The sequence below is a fragment of the Enhygromyxa salina genome (assembly GCF_002994635.1).
Lineage (GTDB): Bacteria > Myxococcota_A > Polyangia > Nannocystales > Nannocystaceae > Plesiocystis > Plesiocystis salina_B.
The window spans coordinates 1-24,123 of record NZ_PVNL01000096.1 but is presented as its reverse complement, the minus strand read 5'-3'; the positions used below and the strand labels follow the sequence as shown (position 1 = coordinate 24,123).

The 24,123-nt window shown below is 67.3% G+C and carries 20 protein-coding genes; 12 read left to right on the top strand and 8 right to left on the bottom strand.

Annotation, left to right across the window (positions count from 1 at the left end):
* Positions 1 to 46 precede the first annotated feature (46 nt).
* Entirely contained in the window at positions 47 to 1,939 is a 1,893-nt protein-coding gene (locus tag ENSA7_RS23550) for a radical SAM protein (RefSeq protein WP_106091623.1), read from the bottom strand.
* A 188-nt stretch (positions 1,940 to 2,127) separates the two neighbouring features.
* Here ENSA7_RS23550 and ENSA7_RS23545 point away from each other — a divergent pair, with 188 nt between their 5' ends.
* Entirely contained in the window at positions 2,128 to 4,620 is a 2,493-nt protein-coding gene (locus tag ENSA7_RS23545; RefSeq protein WP_106091581.1) for a radical SAM protein, read from the top strand.
* A 4-nt stretch (positions 4,621 to 4,624) separates the two neighbouring features.
* On the opposite strand, the gene ENSA7_RS23540 is transcribed toward ENSA7_RS23545, so the two are convergent.
* On the bottom strand, positions 4,625 to 5,560 hold the full coding sequence (locus ENSA7_RS23540) for a radical SAM protein (protein WP_181234034.1): 936 nt from the start codon (positions 5,558 to 5,560) through the stop codon (positions 4,625 to 4,627).
* Positions 5,561 to 6,014: 454 nt separating this feature from the next.
* On the opposite strand from ENSA7_RS23540, the gene ENSA7_RS44060 reads away from it, so the two are divergent.
* Entirely contained in the window at positions 6,015 to 7,337 is a 1,323-nt protein-coding gene (locus ENSA7_RS44060) for a hypothetical protein (protein WP_181234033.1), read from the top strand.
* Positions 7,338 to 7,568: 231 nt separating this feature from the next.
* Here ENSA7_RS44060 and ENSA7_RS23530 read toward each other — a convergent pair whose 3' ends face one another.
* From ENSA7_RS23530 to ENSA7_RS23520, 3 genes are all read right to left on the bottom strand, one after another.
* Complete coding sequence (locus ENSA7_RS23530) at positions 7,569 to 8,750, bottom strand: aKG-HExxH-type peptide beta-hydroxylase (RefSeq protein ID WP_106091579.1); 1,182 nt, start codon at positions 8,748 to 8,750, stop codon at positions 7,569 to 7,571.
* Complete coding sequence (locus ENSA7_RS23525) at positions 8,750 to 9,763, bottom strand: radical SAM protein (protein ID WP_106091578.1); 1,014 nt, start codon at positions 9,761 to 9,763, stop codon at positions 8,750 to 8,752. Before ENSA7_RS23525 ends, ENSA7_RS23530 begins: the two co-directional genes overlap by 1 nt.
* 104 nt (positions 9,764 to 9,867) lie before the next feature.
* A complete protein-coding gene (locus tag ENSA7_RS23520) occupies positions 9,868 to 10,296 on the bottom strand; it encodes a hypothetical protein (RefSeq protein WP_146158049.1) in 429 nt (142 codons plus the stop codon).
* Between the two features lie 625 nt (positions 10,297 to 10,921).
* On the opposite strand from ENSA7_RS23520, the gene ENSA7_RS23515 reads away from it, so the two are divergent.
* The 6 genes from ENSA7_RS23515 (at position 10,922) to hxsC4 (ending at position 17,100) form a co-directional block, all read left to right on the top strand.
* Positions 10,922 to 12,868 (top strand): radical SAM protein, encoded by a 1,947-nt coding sequence (locus tag ENSA7_RS23515; RefSeq protein ID WP_181234032.1) that lies wholly within the window; start codon positions 10,922 to 10,924, stop codon positions 12,866 to 12,868.
* 154 nt (positions 12,869 to 13,022) lie between these two features.
* A complete protein-coding gene (gene hxsD / locus ENSA7_RS23510; protein WP_106091575.1) occupies positions 13,023 to 13,568 on the top strand; it encodes a His-Xaa-Ser system protein HxsD in 546 nt (181 codons plus the stop codon).
* Positions 13,565 to 13,783: an HxsD-like protein gene (locus ENSA7_RS23505; protein ID WP_106091574.1), complete on the top strand. Its 219-nt coding sequence runs from the start codon at positions 13,565 to 13,567 to the stop codon at positions 13,781 to 13,783. The genes hxsD and ENSA7_RS23505 overlap by 4 nt, the downstream gene beginning before the upstream one ends.
* Before the next feature lie 28 nt (positions 13,784 to 13,811).
* Positions 13,812 to 15,356: a His-Xaa-Ser system radical SAM maturase HxsB gene (hxsB, locus tag ENSA7_RS23500; RefSeq protein ID WP_106091573.1), complete on the top strand. Its 1,545-nt coding sequence runs from the start codon at positions 13,812 to 13,814 to the stop codon at positions 15,354 to 15,356.
* 270 nt (positions 15,357 to 15,626) lie between these two features.
* The gene (locus ENSA7_RS23495; RefSeq protein WP_181234031.1) at positions 15,627 to 15,917 is read left to right on the top strand and encodes a hypothetical protein; all 291 of its coding nucleotides are present in this window, start codon (positions 15,627 to 15,629) and stop codon (positions 15,915 to 15,917) included.
* Positions 15,918 to 16,047: 130 nt separating this feature from the next.
* Positions 16,048 to 17,100, top strand: a complete 1,053-nt coding sequence (hxsC4, locus tag ENSA7_RS23490) for a radical SAM protein HxsC4 (protein ID WP_106091572.1) — start codon at positions 16,048 to 16,050, stop codon at positions 17,098 to 17,100.
* A gap of 142 nt (positions 17,101 to 17,242) precedes the next feature.
* On the opposite strand, the gene ENSA7_RS23485 is transcribed toward hxsC4, so the two are convergent.
* On the bottom strand, positions 17,243 to 18,820 hold the full coding sequence (locus ENSA7_RS23485; protein ID WP_106091571.1) for a 3,4-dehydroadipyl-CoA semialdehyde dehydrogenase: 1,578 nt from the start codon (positions 18,818 to 18,820) through the stop codon (positions 17,243 to 17,245).
* A gap of 240 nt (positions 18,821 to 19,060) precedes the next feature.
* Here ENSA7_RS23485 and ENSA7_RS23480 point away from each other — a divergent pair, with 240 nt between their 5' ends.
* From ENSA7_RS23480 to ENSA7_RS23465, 4 genes are all read left to right on the top strand, one after another.
* Entirely contained in the window at positions 19,061 to 19,534 is a 474-nt protein-coding gene (locus ENSA7_RS23480; protein WP_146158047.1) for a hypothetical protein, read from the top strand.
* Positions 19,535 to 19,650: 116 nt separating this feature from the next.
* Positions 19,651 to 20,466: a hypothetical protein gene (locus tag ENSA7_RS23475; protein ID WP_106091569.1), complete on the top strand. Its 816-nt coding sequence runs from the start codon at positions 19,651 to 19,653 to the stop codon at positions 20,464 to 20,466.
* A gap of 48 nt (positions 20,467 to 20,514) precedes the next feature.
* Positions 20,515 to 20,973 (top strand): DUF6036 family nucleotidyltransferase, encoded by a 459-nt coding sequence (locus ENSA7_RS23470; protein WP_106091568.1) that lies wholly within the window; start codon positions 20,515 to 20,517, stop codon positions 20,971 to 20,973.
* Entirely contained in the window at positions 20,970 to 21,179 is a 210-nt protein-coding gene (locus ENSA7_RS23465; protein WP_106091567.1) for a hypothetical protein, read from the top strand. The genes ENSA7_RS23470 and ENSA7_RS23465 overlap by 4 nt, the downstream gene beginning before the upstream one ends.
* Before the next feature lie 34 nt (positions 21,180 to 21,213).
* Here the strand turns inward: ENSA7_RS23465 and ENSA7_RS23460 are convergent, their stop codons facing one another.
* Together ENSA7_RS23460 and ENSA7_RS44055 are read right to left on the bottom strand one after the other, a co-directional pair.
* Entirely contained in the window at positions 21,214 to 23,583 is a 2,370-nt protein-coding gene (locus ENSA7_RS23460) for a CocE/NonD family hydrolase (protein WP_106091566.1), read from the bottom strand.
* A gap of 109 nt (positions 23,584 to 23,692) precedes the next feature.
* The coding region (locus ENSA7_RS44055) for a hypothetical protein (RefSeq protein WP_181234030.1) at positions 23,693 to 24,123 on the bottom strand (431 nt) is incomplete at its 5' end.

The following is a 24,123-nucleotide window of genomic DNA, read 5'->3' as shown; positions in this document are numbered from 1 at the left end:
GGCAGTTCTCTCTCAGGTCCGCGGGCCCGGGTTCGGACGGCGTTGGCTACTGGGCTTCGACGGGCTGCATGAGCGCGAACCCATGCGCGCGGATGTAGCTGATGTGCATGCCCCGGCAGTCTTGGGTGTAGACGCAGGTCTTGCACCGCAGCGACTTTCGCCAGTAGCGATCCATGATGTAGCGCTTGATGTAGCGGAAGATCTCGAGCTTGCCCTGCAGGTTCATCATGCTGGTGTCGAGCTGCTCGCGGCGCGTGCGAGCCGGGCGACCGATCACGCAGCTGGGCACGTCGTCGACCGGCACCGCGTGCTGAAACTGCGAGAAGAACACCGGGAGGTCGAGGTCGAGCTCGCCGGACTCGGTCTGGCGCTCGTAGGTGGGCTGGCGCAGGGCCAGGCGGGCGGGCGCCTGCTCGCGCGCCGCGACCTCGAGCAGCCACGCCTCGACGTGCTTGGACAGCTCCACGCAGACCTCGAACGAGGCGTCGACGGCCAGCATGGCCTCGGCGTCGGCTGCCGTTCGCACGATCACCCGGGTGACCTGCCTGCCGAACAGGGTGGGGGACGCCGCGAGCAGCTCGGCCACGCCCGCGTAGTCGCTGAGCTGAAGCTCGAGCTGCGTGGTCCCGGTGAACAGCTGGTCGATCTGCTCGGCGTCGGCCTGGGCATGGGCGAGATCGGGCGACACCAACCACAGCGACTTGGCGCCCGCGCGCTCGATCTGGGTGGGCAGCGGCGGGTACTCGGGCTTCTTGTAGGCGCTGCCCGGACCGACCCCGAGCAGCGGCAGCCGCAGCTTGCGGTGCTCGACCTGATCTTGGGGGATCCCAAACGCAGCGGCGGCGGCCTCGGCCGCGATCTGGCTGCCGTCACCCTCGGCGTCGGCCAGCATCTCGACCATCTTGCGCCGGGTCTTGCTGCGCTCGGCCGAGGCCGGATCGCCGCCAAACACCGCGCCCTGGGCCGCGTCCCACTCCGTGTCGTAGCGGATCACCTCGAAGTTCGAGGTCGCCACGGTCGCGCGCACGTCCTCGAGCTCGTCGCAGATCGGCTCGAGGTAGCAGTGCGAGCAGCGATGCGGGTTGCGGCAGTCCAGCGGGACGCCGTGGTCGATCAGCAGCTCGTACTCTTCCTTGCGCCCGCGGATCTCGTCGTTGAGCTTGTAGGGATCCTGGATCAGGTTCTCGTAGCCCTCGAGGTGCGGGACCGGGAACCGGTTGAGCCAGATGTGCATGTTCGGCCGCTTCGAGTACTCGAACGCCTTCAGCAAGTACGGCCGCATCTCTTCGAGGTCGTAGAACAGCGTCTCTTTGCCCTCGGTGTAGGCGTTGCCGAACGGGATCACGTGCAGGAGGTCATACTCGTAGACCCCCATGTTGGTGAATTTCTCGAGCAGATCCGGGAGCGTCTTGACGTTGCCCCGGTTCACGCACACGTCGATGTTGACGATCACGCGGCCGTCGTCGAGCGCGTTTTGGAGGCCGCGAACCTCTTGCTCGAACGCGCCCTTGCTGCCGACCAGCGCGTCGTGGATGCGCGCGTTGACGCCGTGGATCGAGAAGGTGATCTCACCCAGCCCGGCGTCGATGCTGCGCGTGATGAACTCCTTGTAGCCAAACAGCCGGCCATTGGTGACGGTCTGGATCTTTTTATACCCGGCCAGGCGCCCCAGCTTGACGAACTGCACGAAGTCCGGGTGGATCGTTGGCTCGCCGCCCGACAGGATCAGCCGCTCGGCGCCCTTGCGACGGCCATCGAGGATCTGGGCCTTGACCTCCTCGCGCGAGCGGTTGGTGCCGTTGTGCGTGTGCGCGTCCAGGCAGAACACGCAGTGGTCGTTGCAGTCGAAGGTGAGCCGGACCCAATTGCGCTTCTGATGCGCGGCGTCTTCTTTTTCGACTTCCTTGAGAGCCTGGGATTGCGCAGTTCCGCCGTCCATCGCCGGCATCATACTCGCCCGCGCGTGCTGGCGTCGAAGCATGGCGACTGCGCGAGGGCCGAACCCGCTCATGCACCAGGCGCGAAGGTCGGGCTTCTCACTACCCTCACCGATTGAGCCCAGACGCGTGAGGTTGACGGTTTCCGGCCCGACGGTCCGGCCTGCACGGCGTGATATGCTGCGCGACGATGGGCGAACCCCGCGTCCTGGTTATCCACCCGCCCGTCAGCGTCGCGCGGGACTTCATCGACTATCCGTATTTCGCGGATCTAGGCGCGGTGCAGCTCGCGGCCGTGCTCGAGCGCGAGCTCGATCCAGCCCAGGTCGAGCTCGTCGACAGCTTCGCGCTCCCGGGCGCGCAGCTGCGGTGGCGCGAGGACGGTCGCGCGCACCTCGGTGTCGAGGTCGAGCAGGCGCTCGCCCAGGTGCTGAGGCTCGCGGCGGATCAGGACTTCGCCGCGATCGTGCTGGCGTACACGGTGTTTCATCGACCGCCACATCGCGACGACGTGCTCGCGGCGCTGCTCGAGGGTCTGCGTGCGCGCTTTGATACCGCGCCGATCCTGCTCGCCGATTGCTACCAGTCGGGTCAGCACTACATCGAGCTCCCGGGCGACGCGGTGCTCGCCAGCTACCCGGAGGTCGACGCCTACATTAAATACGAGGCCGAGGTCACGGTCCCGCAGCTGCTCGCAAGTTACTTCGCGAACCCAAACGAGCCCGGTGCGCGGCCGCGCGGGAGCCATCGGGGGGCCTCGCCCAAGCTCGACGAGCTGCCGTTTCCGGCCTGGGGGCGGGTCGATCTTGCGGCCTACGATCAGTTCAAGCACAGCGTCGTCGCCGAGCTCGGGCGGCCGGTGTGGACCTTCCCGATCGACGGCCGCACGATGCCGCTGGTCACCAGCCGCGGCTGCCCGTTCACCTGCATTCACTGCTCGAGCAACCCCGAGGCGCGCAAGCCCTGGGTCGCGGACGCCGAGTCAGGCGGGCCCGAGCCGCAGGCCCGCGAGCCCAAGCTGCAGCGCAGGTACTCGCCCGAGCGCCTGCGCGAGTACTTGCGGTTCATGGCCGCGCTCGGGACCACGCGGCTCGAGGTCAGCGACGAGCTCATCAACGTCAACGAGCGCCACTTCGACGTGTTCCTCGAGGAAGTGGTCGCGCTCGATCTGAAGTTTGACTGCCCCAACGGCATGCGCGCCGACTACTTGTTGCCGCGCCACCTCGAGCAGATGCGCGGTCGCGTCAACATGCTCAGCGTCAGCGCCGAGTCGGGCGTGCAGCGGGTCGTGACCGAGGTCGTCAAGAAGCGCCTGGATCTGCGCGCGGTCGAGGACGCGGCCAAGCACGCCCATGAGGCCGGCGTGCCGCTCATGATCCACTACATGATCGGCCTGCCGGGCGAGCGCGCCGAAGAGATCAACGGCACGCTGGGGTTTGCGCTGCGGCTGTGGGACGAATTTCAGGCCTGGCCGGCGGTCCAGTACGCGACCCCGCTGCCGGGCACCGAGCTGGCCGCGATCGCCGAGGCGCGCAGCGGGCACAAGCTCCCGGTGATCCCGACGATCGAAGACTGGGGCCCGTACTTTCAGACCGCGCCCTCGAACTGCTCGGGCGATGGCACCGGCGACGGCGTCGATCAGGCCACGCTCGAGACCTTCATGTGGACGTTCCAACAGCGCTTGAACGCCTCGCAGGGGGCCAAGAAGCTGATCATGAACGTCACCTATGTGTGCAACAACCACTGCACCTTCTGTGCGGTCGGGACCCGCACGCAGCTCGACGGTCACCCCACGCGGCAGCGCGAGAAGCTGCTCGAGTACCGCAAGCAGGGCGTGGTCATGGTCGACTTCGACGGCGGCGAGCCCACCCTCAACCCCGAGCTGATCCCGCTGATCAAGTCGGCGCGGGCGATGGGCTACCAGCGCGTCAACGTGACCACCAACGGGCGCCGCTGCGTCTACGACAAGTACGCCTCGTCGCTGGTCAACTCGGGGCTGACCACGCTGTTGTTCTCGGTCCATGGCCACGACGCCCGGACCCACGCGCAGCAGGTTGGCGTCGCCGAGGCGTTCCAGCAGACCACCGACGGGATCCGCAATTGCCTGCGCTACGCCCCCAAGGGCGTCGAGCTGGGCATGAACATCACGGTCACCAAGGGCAACCACGACAAGGTCGATCGGCTCGCGCAGCTGTGCTGGGACCTGGGCCTGCGGTGGATGAACATCCAGTTCCTCACCCCATTTGGCCGCGCGACCAGCTGGGTCGCTCCCGACACCCAGCTGGCAGCCGACAACGCGGTCGCGGTGATGGACGCGTGGGCCGGCAAGATCCGGTTCCAGGTCATCAACCTGCCGTTTTGTTTCATGCCCAAGCACCGCGAGCTGATGCAGGGCGACCTCGCCAAGCTCGAGCGGCACATGGTGTTCGTCAACAACGAGACGGTGAACCTCGCCGAGTATCTGGCCGAGCGGCGGGTTCGCAAGCCGGTCTGCAAGACCTGCCCGCACGCGTGCTTCTGTGGGGGCTTTTATGAGCTCGATCAGGTCCCGGAGCCGCCATGGTTGATCTCCGCCGAAGATCTGGTCCGCCCGCTCAGCGATCCGCGCCGCCACGAGTCGGTGCCGGCCGGGTTCTCGGAGCGGGTCAAGCAGCGGCTCCGCGAAGAGGGCGTCGAGGGGTAGGCATTTACCGCGACGCGATTGTGGGCAGTCGAACGACGCCCGGGAGCGTCGGTGCTTGGTCGCGCGCGGCCGCGATCTCGGCGTCGCCGAACCGCGCCAGGTAGTCGTCGCGCACGCCCGGGCAGATCCCCTCGAACCGACAGCCCGCGCACGCCGGGACGTGGTTTTGTCCGGCGAGGCGGCTGTCCTCGAGCTCGAAGGTCGCGTCGGGGGTGACGACGAGGACGCGCATCGAGCCGGGATCCCACGCGTGGGTCCAGTCTTCGCCGAGCAGACAGCGGGGAATGTGCAACGACGAGATCTCGAGACCCCGCGCGCGACCGATCGCGAGCGCGCGGCGGATCTCGGGCATGGCCTCGGTCATCGGCGGCATGCTCTCGACGTGCTCGGCGTTGCCGTCGGTCAGCGACACATACCAGAGGTGGACCTCGTTGACCCCGCGCGCGGCGATCCACTCGATCGCCTGGGCCAGGCGAGGGTAGGTATCGGACTTGATGATCACGTCCGCGACCACGTGGCGACCCGAGTCCACCGCGCTGCGCAGACCCTGCTCCATCAGCGCGTGGGCGCCCGCGCGCTGGACCAGCGCGTCGTAGGCCTGGGGCTCGTGGGTGTGGATCGAGACGTGAAAGCGAGTCACCCCCGCGTCGACGAGGCGCGCCACGTTGGCCGGGGAGAACAACAGCCCGTTGCTCTGCAGCTTGATGTCGTCGTAGCCGAGCTGGCGCGCGGCCTTGATCAGCGCGACGAGATCCGTGCGGATCGTCGGCTCGCCACCCGTGAACGCGATCCGATCATAGTCCTGCGCGCGGCCGCGTCGCATCGCCGCGACCACGGCCGCGGGCGTGAGCGCCCGCTTGCGCATCGCTGGCGTGATCGTGCAGTAGTCGCAGGCGACGTTGCAGTCGTAGCCAAGGATCACGTCGAGCAGGCCGGGCATGCGCGCCTTGCTTGTCCCATGCTTTGGCCAGGCTGTGGGCGGGGGCCCATCTCGGGTCCCGGGATCGGCTGTTCGGTCTGCCAGGTTCGACTGTCGGCTCGTGAGATCTCGGCCCGGTCGATGTGTCGCGCGCAGAGCGAGGTCGCGCGGGTTGCTCACTGACCCACCCATGCCCTGGTGTCGACCCTGGACCGACGGTCGGAACGCGAGCACCAGAGCGCGAAAGCGCGGGCGTCCGGGCGGTCGCCGGAGTGATGTGATTGGCCGACGGACGCGACCTGAACCGGTGTCTGAGCGAGAATGTGACAGCCGAGACCGGTCTAGCGGGAACAGCGCTAGCGTGGCGGGCAACATGGCGAGCAACGTGTTGGATTCGATCGAGAATCGCGACCAATAACCGGCAAGTTTCTGGTATGAGTAGAGCCGGCCCTTCGGTTAACTGGACGTCCACGCCATGGTTTCTCGCACGCTCCCCACTAGCCTCATCCTCTCCCTCGCACTGGTCGGCACCGCCTGCAATGACGATGCAACGGCAGATGCGACGACGACGTTTACCTCAGCGTCGACGACCGCCGGCACGGGCGACACAGGCGACACAGGCGACGAGACGGCGGACAGCAACAGCACCGGAGATGGCGATGGCGATCCCGGCGATGGCGATGGCGATCCCGGAGATGGCGATGGGGATCCCGGCGACGGCGACGGTGATGGAGACGGCGATGGAGACGGCGATGGCGAGTGCCTCGACCTCGACCAAGACGGCTACGGCAACAACTGCCCGATGGGCACGGATTGCGACGACAGCGACTTCAACAACCACACCGTAGACGGCTGCGCGAACTGTGCCGACGCCGACGGCGACGGCTACTGGGTTGGCTGCGACGTCTTCGACGAGGGCAAGCCCGGGCCCGACTGCGACGACGCTGACTTCAACGTCTTCACGCCCAATGGCTGCGCCAACTGCAGCGACGACGACAACGACAACGTGTGGGTCGGCTGCGATCAATACAGCCCCGAGAAGCCCGGCCCGGACTGCGACGACGCCAACGCCAACGTCGGCCTCAACGACACTCAAGAGATCTGCAACGGCCTCGCAGAGAACTGCGCTGGCGAGGTGGACAACGCCCCGCCCGGCGAGATGTGCCCGCCAATGGGCGTCGTCGCTCCAAACGTCTCGCCCATGGGTGGGTGGTGCTGCGAGCCGCCCGAGCCCGGCGTCGACGGCTGCAAGATCTGTGGCTGCGTCGAGCAGTACTTCGACCTCGACCAGGTCGTGAACAACGGCTGCGAGTGCCAGGGTACCTCGCGCACCAGCAGCCTCGCGGCTTGCTCCAACGCGCCGCAGGGCTACCTCGGCGCGATCGGTGAGGGCAACCAGCTTCAGAACGCCGTCGTCGGCACCATCCCGCAGCTCGACAACCTCATCGGCAACGGCCGCGAGGACTGGTACTCGGTCGACTTCAACGAGAACGACGCCGCCGGCATCCGCCCGAACACGGGCAGCATCCGCGTCAGCTTCGCGGTCAACCAGGGCAACGACTATCGGTTCGAGGTGTTCCGCTCGTGCCAGGGCGTGGCCTTCGCTGGCAGCCTCGCGCTTCAGTACGGCAACGGTGCGCCGCCAACCCGCGAGTGGTGGTTCTTCGACAACCACGCCGCCCCGGCGCCGCAGAACAACATCGCGTGGCCGAACAAGGTCTACATCCGGGTGTTCCGCGTGCAGAACGACAACACCTGCAACAACTACCAGCTGGCGATCCAGCGCGTCGACAACTAGCCCGACCGCCCACATCACAGCCCGATCAAAGGGGTCCCTCTCGGGGCCCCTTTTTCAATTCACGCCCACAATCCGCTACCAACAAAGCACAGCCCCCCCAATCCCAAGCGTGTCGCCGCCCTCTCAAAAACGAAAGCGCGCACAACAAACCCTCACGGGTCGTGCGCGCCGCCCCGAACCACAGATAGACCCCCGAACACGACCCCCACCAGAAGTTGCGGATCCCCCCACCTACCAGGGGTTCGCGTCCCAGCGGCGTAGCTCATCGAGGAGTCCGAGGCCGACGTCGGTCGGTTGACCGTGCTCGAGCAACACGCTCGTGCCCTCATGGTTGCCCGCGAGGATCTGCGCGTAGCGGCGCTGAAAGTCGGGCCGATCGGTGCCTTCGTGCCCGGCCTCGCGCATCAGCTGATACAGCCGGGCGACCGGAACAAACGCATGAACGGCGAGGAGTATGCCCTGCAGCGGCCGCGGGTCGGGGCGAACCGGCGAGCTGTAGAGCGGGTGGAAGGCGTTGTGCAGCAGCGGATCGAGCTCGAGCTGGGCGTGCAGCTTGTTGTGCTGAAACTCGTGGATCGTGGCCTCGACCATCGTCATCAGCTGCGGGTGCAAGGTCATGTAGACCGTGCCGATCACCTCCTGGTAGGAGGCCGAGAGGTGGGTGTGGGCGTCGTAGCCGACCGGCACGATCTGGTGCAGGAACAGATCGATCTCGGCGCGCAGCTCGGGCATGTACTGATCGATCAGATCGAGCCCGCGGCTGAGCGTGTCGGCCCACTCTCGGGTCGGGTGGCCGCCGAGATCCAGGCGGTTGCCGGCCTTGTCGGGGTGGGCCTCGGACATGGCGAGCGGGTTGTTGTCGACGCGGGCCAACAGCAGACCCTTGGTGATCTCGACGAAGCTCGACTCGTCAGTTGCAGCCTGCTCGAGCGCGATCGTGGTCCGGCCGCGCTTGCTGATCAAGACCAGCGCGTGATCGTGAAACTCGGCGCGCTCGACCTCGCTGGGGATCTCGATGACGCGGCGCGCAGGCAGGCTCACGATTTGTTTGGGCAAGCGCCGCTGCGAGACCGGCTCACGCAGGGCGCCAGCGAACGCGAGGTCGGTGTGGATGGTTGCGAGCAGCTCAGCGACGCCAGCGGAGACCTCGAGCTCGGGGGCGCGGCGTCGCAAGCAGCGAAGCAAGCCCGAGACCGTGGGTGTACGCAGCACGCTGGCGACGGCGCCAGGGGACTCGGACAAGAGGCGCTTGAGCGTGGGCTTGAACGCGCGCAGCTCTGGATCGGGACCGGTGCTCAGCCGCATCAGATCCTGCATCGCCTTGCGGATCGAACCGGACAGCGCGTCGCGGGCGGTGCTCGAGCCGGGCTCGGGGATCGTCAGATCACGTGGCGCGAGCTTGGGCGTGGGCATCACGGCTCGCGATCATTGTCGCTCGGGAGCACGGGCAGGCGCAGGGCCTTTTGACTCTCACCCTTGGCCTCGGGCGCGGCGGGGGAGCGCAGCTGCGGAGGCCGCTCGACCAGCTCGCCAACCCCGACGAACATTCGCATCAATCGCTGGCGGCCCTGATCGAACGGCCCGATCGGGCGCGCTGGTCCAGGCCGTAGCTCGCTGCCACCAAACACCGCGAGGTAAGCCGGATCGACGCCACCGCAGCGGGATCGTGCGGGGCACTGCGTGCACGCGGGGGCGTAGGCGCCGGGCGATGAAGCTGTCTCGTCGGGTAGGGCGGCCGCGGCGAACGGTCCGAGCGAACACAGCGGCGCGCCGCGGATCCAGGCCGAGAGCGCGTGGCGTCGCGCTTGCTCGAGCGCATGCAGTGCCCACGGGATCGCCATGCCGAAGCGCGGGACGATCCGCGCGAAGCCATCGGCGGCGCGACCATAGGGGCGAACGGGTTGCAGCAGCCACGCCGAGACACCGCGACGCTTGAGCAGCGGCGGCAGCTTGGGCAGCTCACGCAGGTTCGAGCGGGTGACGATCGTGGTGACGACGACCGGGAGGTTTGCCCGTTGCCCGCGCGCGAGGATCTCCAAGCAGTTGGCGAAGCTGCCCGGGCGGCCCGTGTGAAAGTCGTGGGCTTCTGCAGTCGGACCGTGGATCGACAGGTGCAGATCCGAGAGCCCCGCCTCGACGAGCGAGTCGAACAAGCCCGGCTCGGTCGCCAGCGCCCAGCCGTTGGTCTGCAGCCCGATCGCCGTGAACCCGAGCGCGCGCGCCGTTGCGATCGCCCGGGGTAGCCGGGGATCGAGGGCCGGCTCGCCGCCGACGAAGGTCAGCTCATCGTGTTGCTCGCGGACCGCGGCGAGCTGCTGTTCGTCGACCTCGAGCGGATCGGACCGGCCATCTTGCCCGCAGAACACACACGCGCTGTCGCAGGCGAAGCTCAGCCGGACGATGGCCCTGGACTCTGAAGACGGCACTTGGGGAGATACAAACGGCGAGCCGAGTCTCGCCGTGGGTACTCGCCGAGCGGGGCCCGGCGGTTTTGTTGTTGGAGCGGGAGTTGTCCCGTGGGCGACTCAGCCTACCCGAGGACGCCGTAGTTGCCGAACGGGTGCTGGCGCTCGCGCTGGCTGAAGGTCATCAGCTCGGGGAGCGGCGCGCCGCTGCGCTCGGTTCGCGAGATGTGGTGCGCGAGCACCTTGACACCGCGCGCCTGCCACTCGTCCGTGGACGTGGAGCCGTCGCCGCTGTTGGCGATGAACAGGCTGAAGTGCTTGGTGTCGGCGAGGCCCGCCGCGCTCGCGTCACGCCGGAGCATGTCGACCTGAAACGCGTCGCCGCTGGGCGTGCGCATGACCACCGCGATCGCGCCGAGGCGAGGCGCCTGGACCTTCTCGATGGACCAGCTGCCCATGTCGAGGCCGGCGGGGATCAGCGCTTCCACCATCGCGAGCTCGCGCGCCGTGGCGGCGTCGTACTCGATCTGTTGGACGGCTTCCTGCGCGGTCACGGTGTTCGCCGCAGATTGTTCTTCACCACCGTCGACAGACAAACCAGCGGCGCGAGCAGTGCCCACGCCGACCAGGGCAATGCCAGCGACAGCCGTCGTGATACCGGCGAGGGTGCAGAGGGCCTGACGACGGCCGATCAAGTTACGCTCAAAGGTCGATTGCTCGTACGTCATGGGACTCCAGCGGAATCGACGCTAGCCCGGCACGGCCCTCCGCGTCAAGCAAAGTTCAGAGCACGGCCGCGAATTTCGAGCGGTCGGGGCGAGCCCCAACTGCCGGTGAGTCCGCGTTTGGCGTGGGTTGCGAGCGACCGCGGGTGGGGGGACCGTCGGTGCACGCAGGACCTGACTGACAGGGTCTTGGGGCGGTCTGCCAGGATCGGCGCGGGCGAATGACTGGCGGCTCGCAGGCCATTCGCGCTGATCCCACGCGCGGATCCAGCATTGATCCCCATCGGTCGAATGCGCACAGGGCCAGACTTACTGGTGCATGCGCGGATCCGCGGGGATCGCCCCGGCCGCGGTCTGGGCGATCGCCCCCGCCATGGATGTCCGGGGCGTGTTCGGGGAGTGTTCGAGGACGCCAACCACTGACCCGCGGCTCCCTCCGCTACACTGCGCGGACGTGAGTCGCCCAGGCCAAGCGAGCGAGCGCGAGCGAGCGCATGCGTTGGGAGCGTCGTCCGGATCGCGAAGCGGGACCAAGGCGCTGATCAAGGTCGGCTACGCCTGCAACGAGCACTGCTCGTTCTGTCACACGCTCGAGGTCCGCCACATCCAGGGGTCGACCGCCGAGGTCGATCACAAGATCCGTCGCGCCGCCGAGCTCGGTCACGAGATGGTCGTGCTGTCGGGTGGCGAGCCGACGATCCGACCCGAGCTGGTCCACTGGGCGTCGCTCACCGCGTCGCTGGGCCTCGACTTTGGGTTGGTCACCAATGGTCAGATGCTGGCCTACCCCGAGCTCGTCGAAAAATTGATCGCTCGGCGGCTGCGCTACGTGTACCTGTCGCTCCACGGCGGGACCCGAAAGATCCACAACCTCATGGTCCGCAGCGACGCGTTCGATGCGGCCTACAAGGCGGTCGCGCAGCTGTCGGGGCGCGGGCTCGACTTCGCCGTCAACTGTGTGATCACCCGCCACAACGTCGAGCACTTGATCGGCCTGGTCGACGCGCTGCTGCCCTACCCGGACGTGGAGGTCAAGTTCTCCATGGTCGAGCCCAAGGGCGGCGGCGACAAGCTGTTCGAGCACTTGATGCCGCGGGTCGAGCTGGTCGCCGAGCGGGTGATGCAGGCGATCGAGCACGGTGATCGTCGGGTCGCCGAGCTCGGCCAGCCGGGGCCGAGCTTCAGCCACGGGGCGATCCCGCTGTGTCTGTTGCCGGGCTACGAAGATCGCTTCGACGACCTCAAGACCCACGCGTATCGGACCATGATCGAGGTCGGCGAGCCCGACTTCTTTCCGGTCGACGATCTCAACAAGACCCACGCGGCCCCGTGCCACGGGTGCGCGCTGCGGGGGCCGTGTCCGGGGCTCTACAAGGGCTACCACGAGGTCTACGGCGCGACCGAGGTCCACCCGCATCGGGATCGACCGCGCTCGAACTCGTACAATTACAAGCTCGAGAAGCTGGTCAGCGTCGGGTTCGAGGGCTCGACCCACGCCGACTGTCCGCTGGTCAACGGTCTGTCCAAGGGGGCAGACCGCAGCCCCCTCGGGGTCACACCCTGGGATCGCGGCCGCGATCTGTTCGTCCGCAACGGCAAGCGCATCGCGAGGTTTCGGGCCGAGAGCCGCGACTTCTCCGATCAGGAGATCATCGAGATCAAGCACGATCTCGGCCAGCTGTACCTCGACGTGTCGACCAAGCCCGCGCCCGACGACTTCGCCCGCGATCTGGTCCAGCTGGTCCGCAGCCCGCTGTGCGAGGGCTGCCCCAGCTTTGGCGCGTGCACGGGCATGTTCGAGCCGCTGTTCGAGGACGTGTTCACCCGCGATGACGCCAAGGTCCGCGAGGTGCTCGCGGACCTGCGCGGCGAGGTCTTGGATCTCGGCTGCGGCGAGGGACCCTACGAAGACATCCTCGCGCCGCTCGCGATCGCCGGGACGATCAACTACCTCGGTGTCGATCCCCACCCGGGCGCGATCGCGGCGCTGCGCCAGCGCTGGCCGTGGGCGCAGCTGCGCCAGACCGGCGGCGAGGAGCTCGAGCTCGAGCCCGAGCGCCGCTTCGACCACGTGTTGATCCTGCGCGCGTGGAACCACCTGCGTGAGCCCGCGGCGATCCTCGCCGAGCTGCTGCCGCGCATTCGCGCGGGCGGGACCCTGACGATCGTCGACAACGTCGCGTTCGGCCTGGCCCGGACCCGGGACCAGACTCACCGAGCGGAGCGGTCCCGAGCCGAGTTCGAGCACTACCGCAACGACAGCTCCACAGAGGCCGCGCGGGTGCTCGAGCCCTTCACCGCGGAATTTGGCCTGGCACCGATCGCCTGTCACGAGGTCGGCCCGCACGCGAGCAACCAGTGGCTGTTGCGCGTCCGCGTGAAGGGCACGCAGTCACCATGACAGTGGTGTACGTTGCGTCACAACCCTCACGGGCCTCGAGGGTGGTGTGAGCTTGGCGCGAGCTCGAGGGTGCTTCGGCGATCTCACCGGGTGATGCCGCGCGACGTAGCTGATACCCTCGGCCGCGAACTTTTGACCCCAACGGGTAGTTCAGATGAGCAGCGAAAACCAGACTTCATTCACAGACATCCCCGAGGCCATCGCCTCCGTCTCCGGCACGGATCGCTCGGTGAGCATGACGGTCGACAGCGAGCTCTACCCGCTGCAGGCGGTGTACGGCGCCTCCTACATCTTCATCGATCGCTGCTACGTGTTCATCGATCGCCCGGCGGCCGGTAGCTACCGGATCACCCTGTCGGCCAAGGAGTCGGTCGAAGAGGTCGAGGCCCTGCGCCGCATCGTCGGCGAGTTCGCCAACGAGCTCTTGTCGTGTACCTGGCGACACCAGGTCACGCAGGACAACCGGGTCGCGATCGAGACCGTGACCGTCCAGGCGATCGCCGGGGCCATGGGTGAGCCCTCGCTCGACGACCTCGCCGACTTCGACTTCACCGACGAGGCGCTCGACGACCCGCTCGGCATCGCGCAGTCCTGGGAAGAGAAGCACGGGCGGCCCAGCCCCGGTCCCAGCCCCGAGGCCAAGGCCGAGGCCGACGCCGACGCCGAGCCCAAGGCCGACACCGAGGAGGCCTCGGCGTGACCGAGCTTCGCTTCGATCGCGAGGTCTACGCAGGCGAGGCCATCGACGAGGCGGTCAAGACCTGGAGCCGCTTCGCCGACTTCGCGCTCAGCGAGACCGAAGCCCACTGGGTCGTGCAAGTCACCCCCAAGCACGAGGCCGCCGCCCGCCAGATCGTCGGTGAATTCGGCAATTTCGTGCTGGGCCTGACCGTCGACCGCGGCGGCGTCAGCTGAACTCCCCCGAACCGAGAAGAGCCATGTCATGAAGCCGATCAACCTCGCCGAGATCAAACCCCGCCCCGGTACCCAGGCATTCTTTCGCTGGCGCCAGATCGGCGACGACGCGATCCTGATCACCAACCTCGAGGGCAACTGGCTGATCCTCACCGTCGAGGAATTCACTCAGTTCGCCCGTGGCGAGTCCACGCCCGACTCGCCGCTGCACGAGCGCCTGCTCGACAAGAACTTCCTGCGCAGCAACTACGACGTTCAGGCCGCCTCGGAGCGGGTCAAGGCTCGCAAGTACTTCGTCCACGGCGGCCCGCTGCTGCACGTCATGGTCGTCACGCTGCGCTGCAACGAGACCTGCGTGTACTGCCACGCCTCGCGCGCGAACATGGACCAGGTCGACACCGACATGTCGATCGAGACCGCGCGCAAGGCCGTGGATCTGGCCCTGTCGAGCACCAACGGGTTCATCACGATCGAGTTCCAGGGCGGTGAGCCGCTCGTCAACTTCCCGGTCGTCAAAGAGATCATCGAGTACGCGACCGAGCGCAACAAAGAGATCCAAAAGCGCCTCGAGTTCACGATGGTCTCGAACTTCGCGCTGCTCACCGAAGAGAAGCTCGCGTACCTGCTGGCCAACAAGGTCCAGCTGTGCACCAGCATCGACGGGCCGGAAGAGCTGCACAACGCCCAGCGCAAGCTGCCCGTCAGCCACAACGCGTTCCAGGCCGCGGCCGGCTGGATCAAGCGGGTCAACGAGGCCTACATCGAGATCGGCCTCGACCCCACGCTGTATCACGTCGAGGCCCTGCTCACGACGACCAAGGCCACGCTCGGCAAGTGGAAAGAGGTCGTCGACACCTACGTCGGGCTGGGCTGCAAGACCATCTTCTTGCGGCCGGTCGATCCGTTCGGGTTCGCCGAGCGGGCGCGGCTGCGGCTCGAGTACCCGCGCGGCGAGTACCTCGAGTTCTATCGCAAGTCCGTCGACTACATGATCGAGCTCAACAAGCAGGGCGTCGAGATCCTCGAGCGCTACGCCGCGATCTTCCTGACCAAGATGTTGCGCGGCGAGGACCCGAACTTCCTCGACAACCGCAACCCGGCCGGCGCCGGGATCGGTCAGCTCGCCTACAGCTACGACGGCAAGGTCTACAGCTGCGACGAGGGGCGGATGCTCGCGGCCACCCAGGATCAGACCTTCTGTCTGGGTGACGTCGACACGCCGTACCGAAAGATCGTTGGCCACGAGACCATCCGCGCGATGGTGATCGCCACCAACCTCGACCAGCAGCCCGATTGCGTAAACTGCGCCTATAACCCCTACTGCGGCACGAACGCGGCCTACAACTACAAGGCGCAGGGTTCGGTGTTTGGGCGGATGCGCGATAACAACGTGTGCGCAGTTCACAAGGGGATCCAGGACTACCTGTTCGAGAAGCTGGCCGAGAACGACCCCGAGGTCATGGCCATCTTCGAGCGCTGGACGACGATCCGACCGCGTGAGCACTTCGTTCAAGAGCCTGGGCGGACCCCGGAGCTCGAGTCCGATCTAGAGGCTGCGCCCAGCGAGGCGTAATTCGGCGACATCGCTCACGGGAGCCGCGCAGCCGCGGCCATCACGGCGCCCACTCGGGCGCCGTCTTCCGTTGGGGGATCGACCCACCCGGGCGTGAGGTGGCTGGTTTTTGGTCGGTTCAGGCAAAAATCTGGTGGTCGAGTCCCGATCAAATCACGACAACGCCCCGCCGCTCGTGATAGGGTTCGAGCGCATCCTTCAGCCTTACTCCTGAAGAGGTCTCTAAAAATGGCAAACGATCCGAAGAACCCCGTCGAGCTCGAGCTTCCCGTGTTTGGGCGCAAAGCCAGCCCCCTGCTCAACTCGGAACAGCGCGAGATCTCTGACAACGCGGTCGCGTTCGCTGACACCTCGCGCTCGGTCGCGATGTTCGAAGCACCCGGCGATCCCGGCCACGGTTCGCACGGCTCGCACGGCTCGCACGGCAGCCACGGCTCGCACGGTTCGCACGGCAGCCACGGCTCGCACGGCAGCCACGGTTCGCACGGCAGCCACGGTTCGCACGGCAGCCACGGTTCGCACGGCAGCCATGGTTCGCACGGCTCGCACGGCAGCTGGTGAGCCGCTGCCCACCGTGACCCGGTCCACGAACGCGTTCGCAAGCGGGCGAGAAGCCCTCGCCCGAGCTGAGAGCAACAGGCGGATGCAGGTACCTGTGTCCGCCTTTGGCTTGGTTTGAGGTTCAACGTCCATGCTCGATCAACCATCTCCATCGCAGCCTGAAGCAGCCGGCTCGAGCACGTCGGAGACCGTCGCCGAGCGGATCTCCAGTCGCGCTGCGCGGGTTCACATCCTCACGGGTGCGGTCTGCAACAACAACTGCGTGTTCTGCATGGAGGAGGATCGCGAGCAGCGCTACGTGACCAACTCGCAGACCACCGACGAGACCGTCACGTGGATCTTGAGCCAGCACGAGCAGTTCGAAGAGGTCTGCTTCACCTCGGGCGAGCCGACCACCAACCCGCGCCTGCACCACTGGGTGAAGATGGCCAAAGACGCGGGGGCCCGCTGCATCTCGATGATGACCAACGGCCGCGCGCTGAGCCACGAGAAGTACGCCCGGCGGCTCATGGCCCTGGGCATGAACCGGTTCTACATCTCGATCCACGGTCACACCAAAAAGCTCCACGAGGGCCTGACCCGCACGCCCGACTGCTTCGAGCAGACCGTGGGCGGGCTCGACATGATCGCCAGCTTCAAGCGCTACGGGATCGAGCTGCACACCAGCACGGTCATCACCCGGCGCAACCTCCCGCACATGGGCGAGATCTATCGCTTCTTGCGCTCGCACGGCGTCGACCAGGTCGTGTTCAACGTCATGCAGGCGAACGGGCGGGCGGACACCTACTTTGATCTGCTGTTTCCGACCTACCTCGAGATCGCCGCCGTCGCGCGCGAGTTCTTGGCCGAGCAAGGCCAGCGCGAGGACCCGGTCAACGCGGTGTTGGTCGACATTCCGCTGTGCACGACCGAGGGCATGCCCGACGTGAATCGCGGCTACGTAGAGGCCTACGTCCACTACGAGCACGAGGACACGCATGGGCTGCTGAGCGAAGAGATCCTCGGCGAGCGAACCGGCGGCCGGGCAGGGGAGCTCGTGCAGATCCGGCGCAGCGATCTCGACGACAACGCCCGGCACAAGCGGGCCGAGTGTCGAACGTGCAAGTACGACAGCGTCTGCGAGGGCGTCTGGGGCAACTACCTGCGGCGACGCGGGTGGGACGAGTTTGTGCCGATCACCTGAGCCGGCTGGGCTCACGGCTCACGGCTCACGGCTCACGGCTCACGGCTCACGGCTCACGGCTCGCCAGGGCGCCCGGCGAGCGTGTCGTCGGACCGCGACGGCACCCCCACCGGGTCTTCTCGTGGCCCCGGAGCCGCGCCGACTACTTGCCGAGCAGTCGCGCGAGCTGGCTGGCGCCGCCCTGGACCGCGACGCGCTGCATGTACAGGCTCATGCCATGGACGCCGCCGAGCTCGGCGCCACCGCCCGCGCGACCCGGACCACCATGGTTGGCGACCGGAAACACGCACCCTGGCGACATCGAGGCGTTGGCGATCTTCTCGTTCGCGACCACCAGCCGGCCCAGGTAGGGCCCGAGCTCCGCGACCGCCCCGGCCAGCCACTTGCGATCATCGGTGTAGACCGTCGTCACCAGGCTGCCGCTGCCGAGCCCGACGATCTTCGCCGCGCTCTCGAGCTCGCCGTCATACGGCAGCAGGGTGGTCACGGGCGCGAACACCTCGTGCTGGTGGAAGCTCGCGTCGGCGCTCATGACCGTGCCCGGCTTGGCCTGCAGCACGATCGGCTCGAGGAAGTACCCCTTGCCGGCCTCGACCCCCACGAAGCCGCCGCTGCGCTCGGGGTCGCCGTGCACGAGCTCGGTGTCGGCGAGCAGCTTGGTGATCCCGGCGCGGGCGTCGGCGAGCTGGTCTTTGGAGGTCAACGGACCCATGCGCACGGCCTTGTCGGCTGGATCGCCGGTCTGACTGGCGATCGCGCTCAGGCGATCGAACAGGACCTCGCGCACGGACTCGAGCGCGGACTCGGGCACCAGCACCCGGCGCGTGGCCGTGCACTTCTGTCCGGCCTTTTGGGTGATCTCGGTGACCAGGTCGCGGATCACCAGATCGAACAGCTCGCTGCCAGACTCGACGTCGGGGCCGATGACCGCGGCGTTGAGGCTGTCGGCCTCCAAGTTGACCCGGGTGCCCGCGGCGATCACCTGCGGGTGGGTCTTGATCGTGGTGCCGACCCCCTGCGAGCCCGTGAACGCGATCACGTCCTGGGGCCCTGCGTGGTCGAGCATGTCGCCAGCCGAGCCCATCAACAGCTGGAAGCTGCCGGCCGGGAAGCAGTTGGCGTCGAGCAGCAGCGTGAAGATCCGGTGGGCCAGCCACGCGGTGCTGGTCGCGGGCTTGCACAGCACGGGCATACCCGCGAGCAGCGACACCGCCGCCTTGCCCAGCATGCCCCAGGCCGGGAAGTTGAACGCGTTGATGTGGATCGCCAGACCACGGCGCGGCACGAGCACATGCTCGGCGCGGATCTTGGCGCCGCGGTAGATCTCGACCGGCTCGTCCTCGACGATCCACGCCTGCTCGCCGAACTGCTTGGCGAGGTAGGCATAGTGGGCCAGCACCGCGGTCCCGCCGTCGATGTCGAACTTGGCGTCCTTGCGGGTGTTGCCCCCGTTTTGGATCGCGACCTCGATCAGCTCCTCGCGGGCGTCGTGGAGCACCTTGGCCATGGTCTCGAGCAGCTCGCCGCGGGCGGCGAACGAGAGCTTGCGAAGGTTGGCGCCGCCGACCTCTCGGCCGTGGGCCATCGCGTCACGCAGCGAGGCACTGACCGACACGATGCGCGCGAGCTCCTGCTCGGTCGTCGGGTTGATGAGGCTGCGGGGGGCGCCTTCGCCGGACTTCCAGGCACCTTCGAGGTAACTATCGAGCTGGACAGACATGGGGCGTGGCGACGGTAGGACGGGGGCAGCGAGGCCGACAAGGGCTGGGGGCGCGCAGACAAGCGCTGGCGCGTGAGCTATCACCGCAGAGCGCTCGTGTTCAGCGTCGCCGACGCGGAGTCGGGGTATGGACGGGGGGTATTGTGGCCGCCTGCGGTCCCGGGCATAGTTTCGCTCGTGACACCCAGAGCTTCCGCGGTTGGCCGCCCCCTGTTGTTGTCGAGCTGCTTGCTGTCGAGCTTGCTGCTGGGAACCGGCTGCGTGCCGGACGAGTGCACCGCCGACTTCGTGGTGAGCGGCGCGCTCGACTACACCTACGCCCTGCGCGAGAACAACTCGACCTGCACGGCGACCACCAACAGCAGCGCCTCGCTGATCGTGCCCGGCGGACTCTCATGGACGGCCAACGACGGCGTGGAGCTGCGGATCACCCTGGTCGAGGGGGATCTGACCATTGGCACCCACGCCGCGATCGTCAGTTTTTATTCCGCGACGCTGAGCGGCTGGTTCCACGTCGACAGCCTGACTGGCTCGGGCGCCACGTGTCTGGTGACGATCACCGAGTCGGAGATCGTGGATTGGGTCCAAGAAGATCATCGCCGCGTGTCCGGGGTCCTCGACTGCGACGGGCCGCTGGAGGCGTCGGCAGATGATCCTCCGCTCTACATCAGCGATATGAGCTTCTCGGTCTACGCCGGTGAGTCTCCGTTCTAGACAGCGAGACTGTCATGAAAATCAGAATCATCACGACCCTGCTCACGGTCGCCGCGTTGGTAACGACCACAATCGCCCCTGCCGTTGCGGTGGCGATCCCACCCCCTCCGGGGACTGTGCCCGAACCCGCGCCCGCGCCCAAGCTGGACGAGGTCCGGCTGCACTCGGGTGGGTTCATCAAGGGGCAGATCGTCGAGTACATGCCTGGTGGCTACGTGGTGATCTTGCCGGCCGGCGCCACCGAAGCGAAGCGGGTGCTGTGGGTCGACATCTCGGAGATCATCCGCGACGGCACGCTCGAGCGGGTCTCGATCACGCAGCCGCAGCCGCAGCCGCAGCCACCTCCGCCTCAGCCCCAGCCGCCGCAGCCCGAAGTACAGCCGCAGCCCGAAGCGCAGCCGCAGCCGGAAGCGCAGCCGCAGCCCGGGGGCACGCCAAGTCCCTCGCCCGCGCCGGTCGAGGGGCCCACGATCCACATCGACCAGACCCGCGGCAGCGAGCCGGTCGTGCTGTATCACATCGACGGCGAGGCGGTCGCGTACAGCGGCAACTACTCGGCGCGGGCGATCGGGTTCAGCGAGATCTGCATGAGCCCCTGCGACATGGTGCTGAAGAACCCTGGCGGCGAGTTCTTCGTCGCGGGTGACAAGTACCGGGGCTCGAATCGGTTTCGTCTGCCCGGCAACGCGTCTGGCTATGACCTGAGCGTCAAGCCTGGCTCGAAGGGGATGGCGATCGGCGGCTACGTGCTGGCGATCTCTGCGGTCGTCGCCAGCAGCTTCATGGTCGCCGGGCCGTTCCTCGTCGACATGCCCAGGTCCAACGCCAACGGGGTCTGGGCAGGCGCGGGTCTCGTCGGTGTATTTGGGATCGGCGGCGGCATCACCATGATGGTGCTCAGCCGGACCAAGGTCCGCGTAACGGCCCGCTGACGCTAGGGCCGCCAATCCAAGCCCTCGGGGTCGTGGTAGCATGGCGTCATGACGTTGCTCGAGCAGCTCGCTGGCATCGTTCGGACGCTCGACGCCGCCGGCATCGAATACGGCCTGGTCGGCGGGCTCGCGGTCGCCGTTTGGGGCGCGCCGCGGGCTACGCAAGACATCGATTTACTCGTTCGGCCTGAGGCCGTTGACCCGATCATGGCGGCCGTCGAGCCTCTCGGGTTTCGATTCCGGGCGTTGCCGATGACCTTCAGGGACGGGATGCAGCTGCAGCGGGTCAGCAAGCTCGACGACGGTACGCTGCTGACGCTCGACTTGCTCCTGGTCAACGAGAATCTCGAGTCGGTGTGGGCGTCCCGCAAGCCGCTGGAGGTGAGTGAGCTCGATGGTGCATCGGTCTGGGTGATCTCTCGCGAGGCGCTAATCCAGATGAAGGCCGCCGCGGGGCGGCCCCAGGACGCGCTCGACATTCAGAACCTCGAGGAGCAGGATCGATGAGCCCGGTGTCGATGGCGCCCGAGGACGTGCGCGCCAGGCTCCAGCGTGCGAGCGACCTGGCGGATCTGCGACCCGAGCACAGGCTGGACGCGAAGCTGGACATGAGTCCGTCGGGGGTGATGCGACGGCTGCGGATCGCGTCGGAGCTGCGGGACCTCTGCAACGCGCTGAACCGAGCCGGTCGCGGGCAGGCGGGCGACCTGTAGAGCCGCCGACGCCCGCCTTGGATGCCCGCTCGCGCTAGTTCGCGGGCGTGTTCGTGAAGTCGACGTGATCGCGGCAAGGCTGGCCGCGCAGCGACGGGCAGGGCGGCAGCAGGGTCGGCACCACCTGCCCGGGGATCACTGGCAACAAGATCGAGCTCTCGCCGCCGCCGAAGTGCCCGATGTCGATGCGCGCGTCGTCGGTCTGACTTGCGTGGAGCTCGAACAGCCACTCGGCGCGGCTGGATCCGGGGGTGTCGACGGAGATGCGGATCCGCGAGCCCGCCCGGAACGCATGGGCGAACGGGAACACGTTGACGCGGGCCAGCACGTACTCACCGTCGGGCACCGCCTGCAGGTCGGCCTCGGTGTGGGTCTGGACCGGCTCGAGATCGGTCGAGTTGGCGGCCAGTGAGCGCTCGCTGGCGCGCAGCCAGCCGCTCTGCACGTACATCTCTTGGCCGTCGGGGCGGACCTCGGAGATGTTGACCTCGAGATCGGCCTCACCCACGCTGCTGCGGATCCACAGATCGGCGCTGGCTGGGCCGACCATTACGACGTCGGTCGGGAACTCGGCGCTCAGGAACACCGCGGCGGTGTCGGTCTCGTCTTGCTTCCAGTTCCACGGTGGCAGCGGGGTGTTGATGTCGCCGCTGGGCAGCGTGCTGGTGTCGGCGTCGTTGCTGTCGATGTGGAAGCTCGAGCCGCCGCCGTTGGAGGGCGGGGCCATGAGCGAGAGCGAGCCGTCGGGCTGGAAGTACCAGCGCTCGGGCACGACCTCGGCCGGCGGCCACTCGGTGAAGCTCATCTCCCACGCGCTCTGTGGGATCCCGGTCTCGTAGTCGGTCGAGTTGCCCATCTCGAACTTGACCTTGATCGGATCCTCGCCCTCGAAGGCCGCGAGCGCCTCGTCGTAGGAGCCGTACATTGCGTAGGGATCGGGGGGAAATTCGACGTTGTCGCCGAGCAGCGCGCCGAACAATGACGGCCCAATGTTGCGCAGTGGATCCGAGATCATGGGGATCTCTTCGCGCAGGTAAAAATCGAAGAACGCGGCCCAGTGGATCAGGTGCTCGGGCACGTAGCCGTCGGCGTGGACGCCGTTGAACATGGTGAACTTGACCATGGGCGAGCCCGAGAACGCGTTGAACAGCGGCGCGAAGTGACCCCCGGTCTGCTCGTCCTGCCACGCACCAGTCACGAACACAGGCACGTCGATGTTGCCCACGAACTCGAGGGGCGTCAGCGCGTCGTAGACCTCGGGCGTGTAGTAGGGGTTGTCGGCGACCTTCTGCAGCACGTCGACGTACTGGCCATGCAGCAGCTGGTTCTCTTCACAGATCGTGTCACCGCCGTCGACCAGGCTCTGCTCCCAACCCTTGCCGTAGGGCTGGGCGCCGTCGAGCACGTTCTCGGCCCAGTTGAGCGCGAACCCGTAGTTGGTCAGGCCGCCCGGGCGCAGGGTCGAGTCGCTGGTGTGGGCGAAGATCGACAGCGGCGCGATCGCGGCCAAGCTGGGCGGGTTGGCCTGGGCCACCCACATCTGGCTGATCCCCGGATAGCTCAGGCCGGCCATGCCGACCTTGTTGTCGAGCACCCAGTCTTGCGAGGCGACGATCTCGACGGCGTCGTAGCCGTCGAGCACCTGCAGCTCCTCGAAGAAGTCGTACGCGCCGCCCGAGCAGCCCGTGCCGCGCATGTTGACGCCGACGCTGGCGAAGCCCAGGAACCCCGCCAGGATCCCAGAGGGGTGGTTGGGCGCGTTGCAGATCACCGGAAAGGTTGGGCACAGGGTCTCGAGGTCGAGACCGCCCAGGTCGAATTGATCGCCGAGCGAGCCGCCGGGCTGGCCGGGGTCGTAGCCCGAGTAATTGACGATCGTCGGGTACGGGCCGTCCTCGATCGGGCCGGGCAGCGACACGTAGACCGCCAGCTGGGTGCCGTCGCGGGTCGTGATGTACTGGTAGCCCGGCTCGAGGACCTGGCTGTCGTAAAAGTCCTGATCGGGCAGGCTGTTCTCTGCGGACATGACCAGCAGATCGCGGGCAGCCTCGCGGGGAACCGAGCCGGTCTCTTCGACGGAGTAGCCGGTGCCGGGCTCGAGCAAGCGGAAGATCAAGCTGCCCAGCGCGTCGGTGGTGGCGCGAGCGACCTCCTCACCGTTGGCATCGACGACGCGCAGCTCGACGCCTGGCTCGGCGTGGGTGATGTGCAGCTGGCGGACGCTCTCACGCACGAGGAACTCGGCCTCGACGAACTCCTGCTCGCCGGCCGTCTCATCGGACTCGCCGTTCGTGTCACTGCCAGAGTCGATGTCTCCCGGGACATCATCGTTGCAAGCCGCGAGCGGCAGCGACAGCGCGAGCAAGAAGGGGACGCCAACAAAGCCAGACGAGCGAGAGATCATGGCCTGGAGGATACGGGAATTCCCCAGCTTCAGGACGGGCGATCGCGGCGGGGATGGACCGGTCGATGTGACTCGTCGCTCGCTGCTCGTGCCGCGCAATGCGTGAGGCTCAGGGCGCGGCTTCGCGGGTGAACGGATCGTGCAGATCGAGCTCTGATTGTTTACAGGCCGGTGGCGCGCCGGAGGGCTGGTTGGTGCCCTTGCTGTTGTTTGGGGCCTGGACGACTGTGCCGTCCTCCGTGGTCTTGGTGCAAGGCGAGCGCTCAGGCTGCGATCGCGCGCGAAACGGATCGCGGATGTCGTTGGGCACGTGGCGCTCGAGCGTGGTCGAGCGGACCTGGCGGGCGCCCTGCGCGAAGGGATCTTTGAGATCCGGGATCAGCATGCGCATGTCGTCGCGCTGTCGCTCGCCACGCGGGCGAGGGCGTGGCGGCGGCCGATCGAAGGGGTCACGCAGATCGATGATCGAGCGCGAGCGCTGCTCGGGGCCGGGGCGGGGAAGCGGGACGCTGGTGCCTGGCTCGGGCTCGATCATCGATC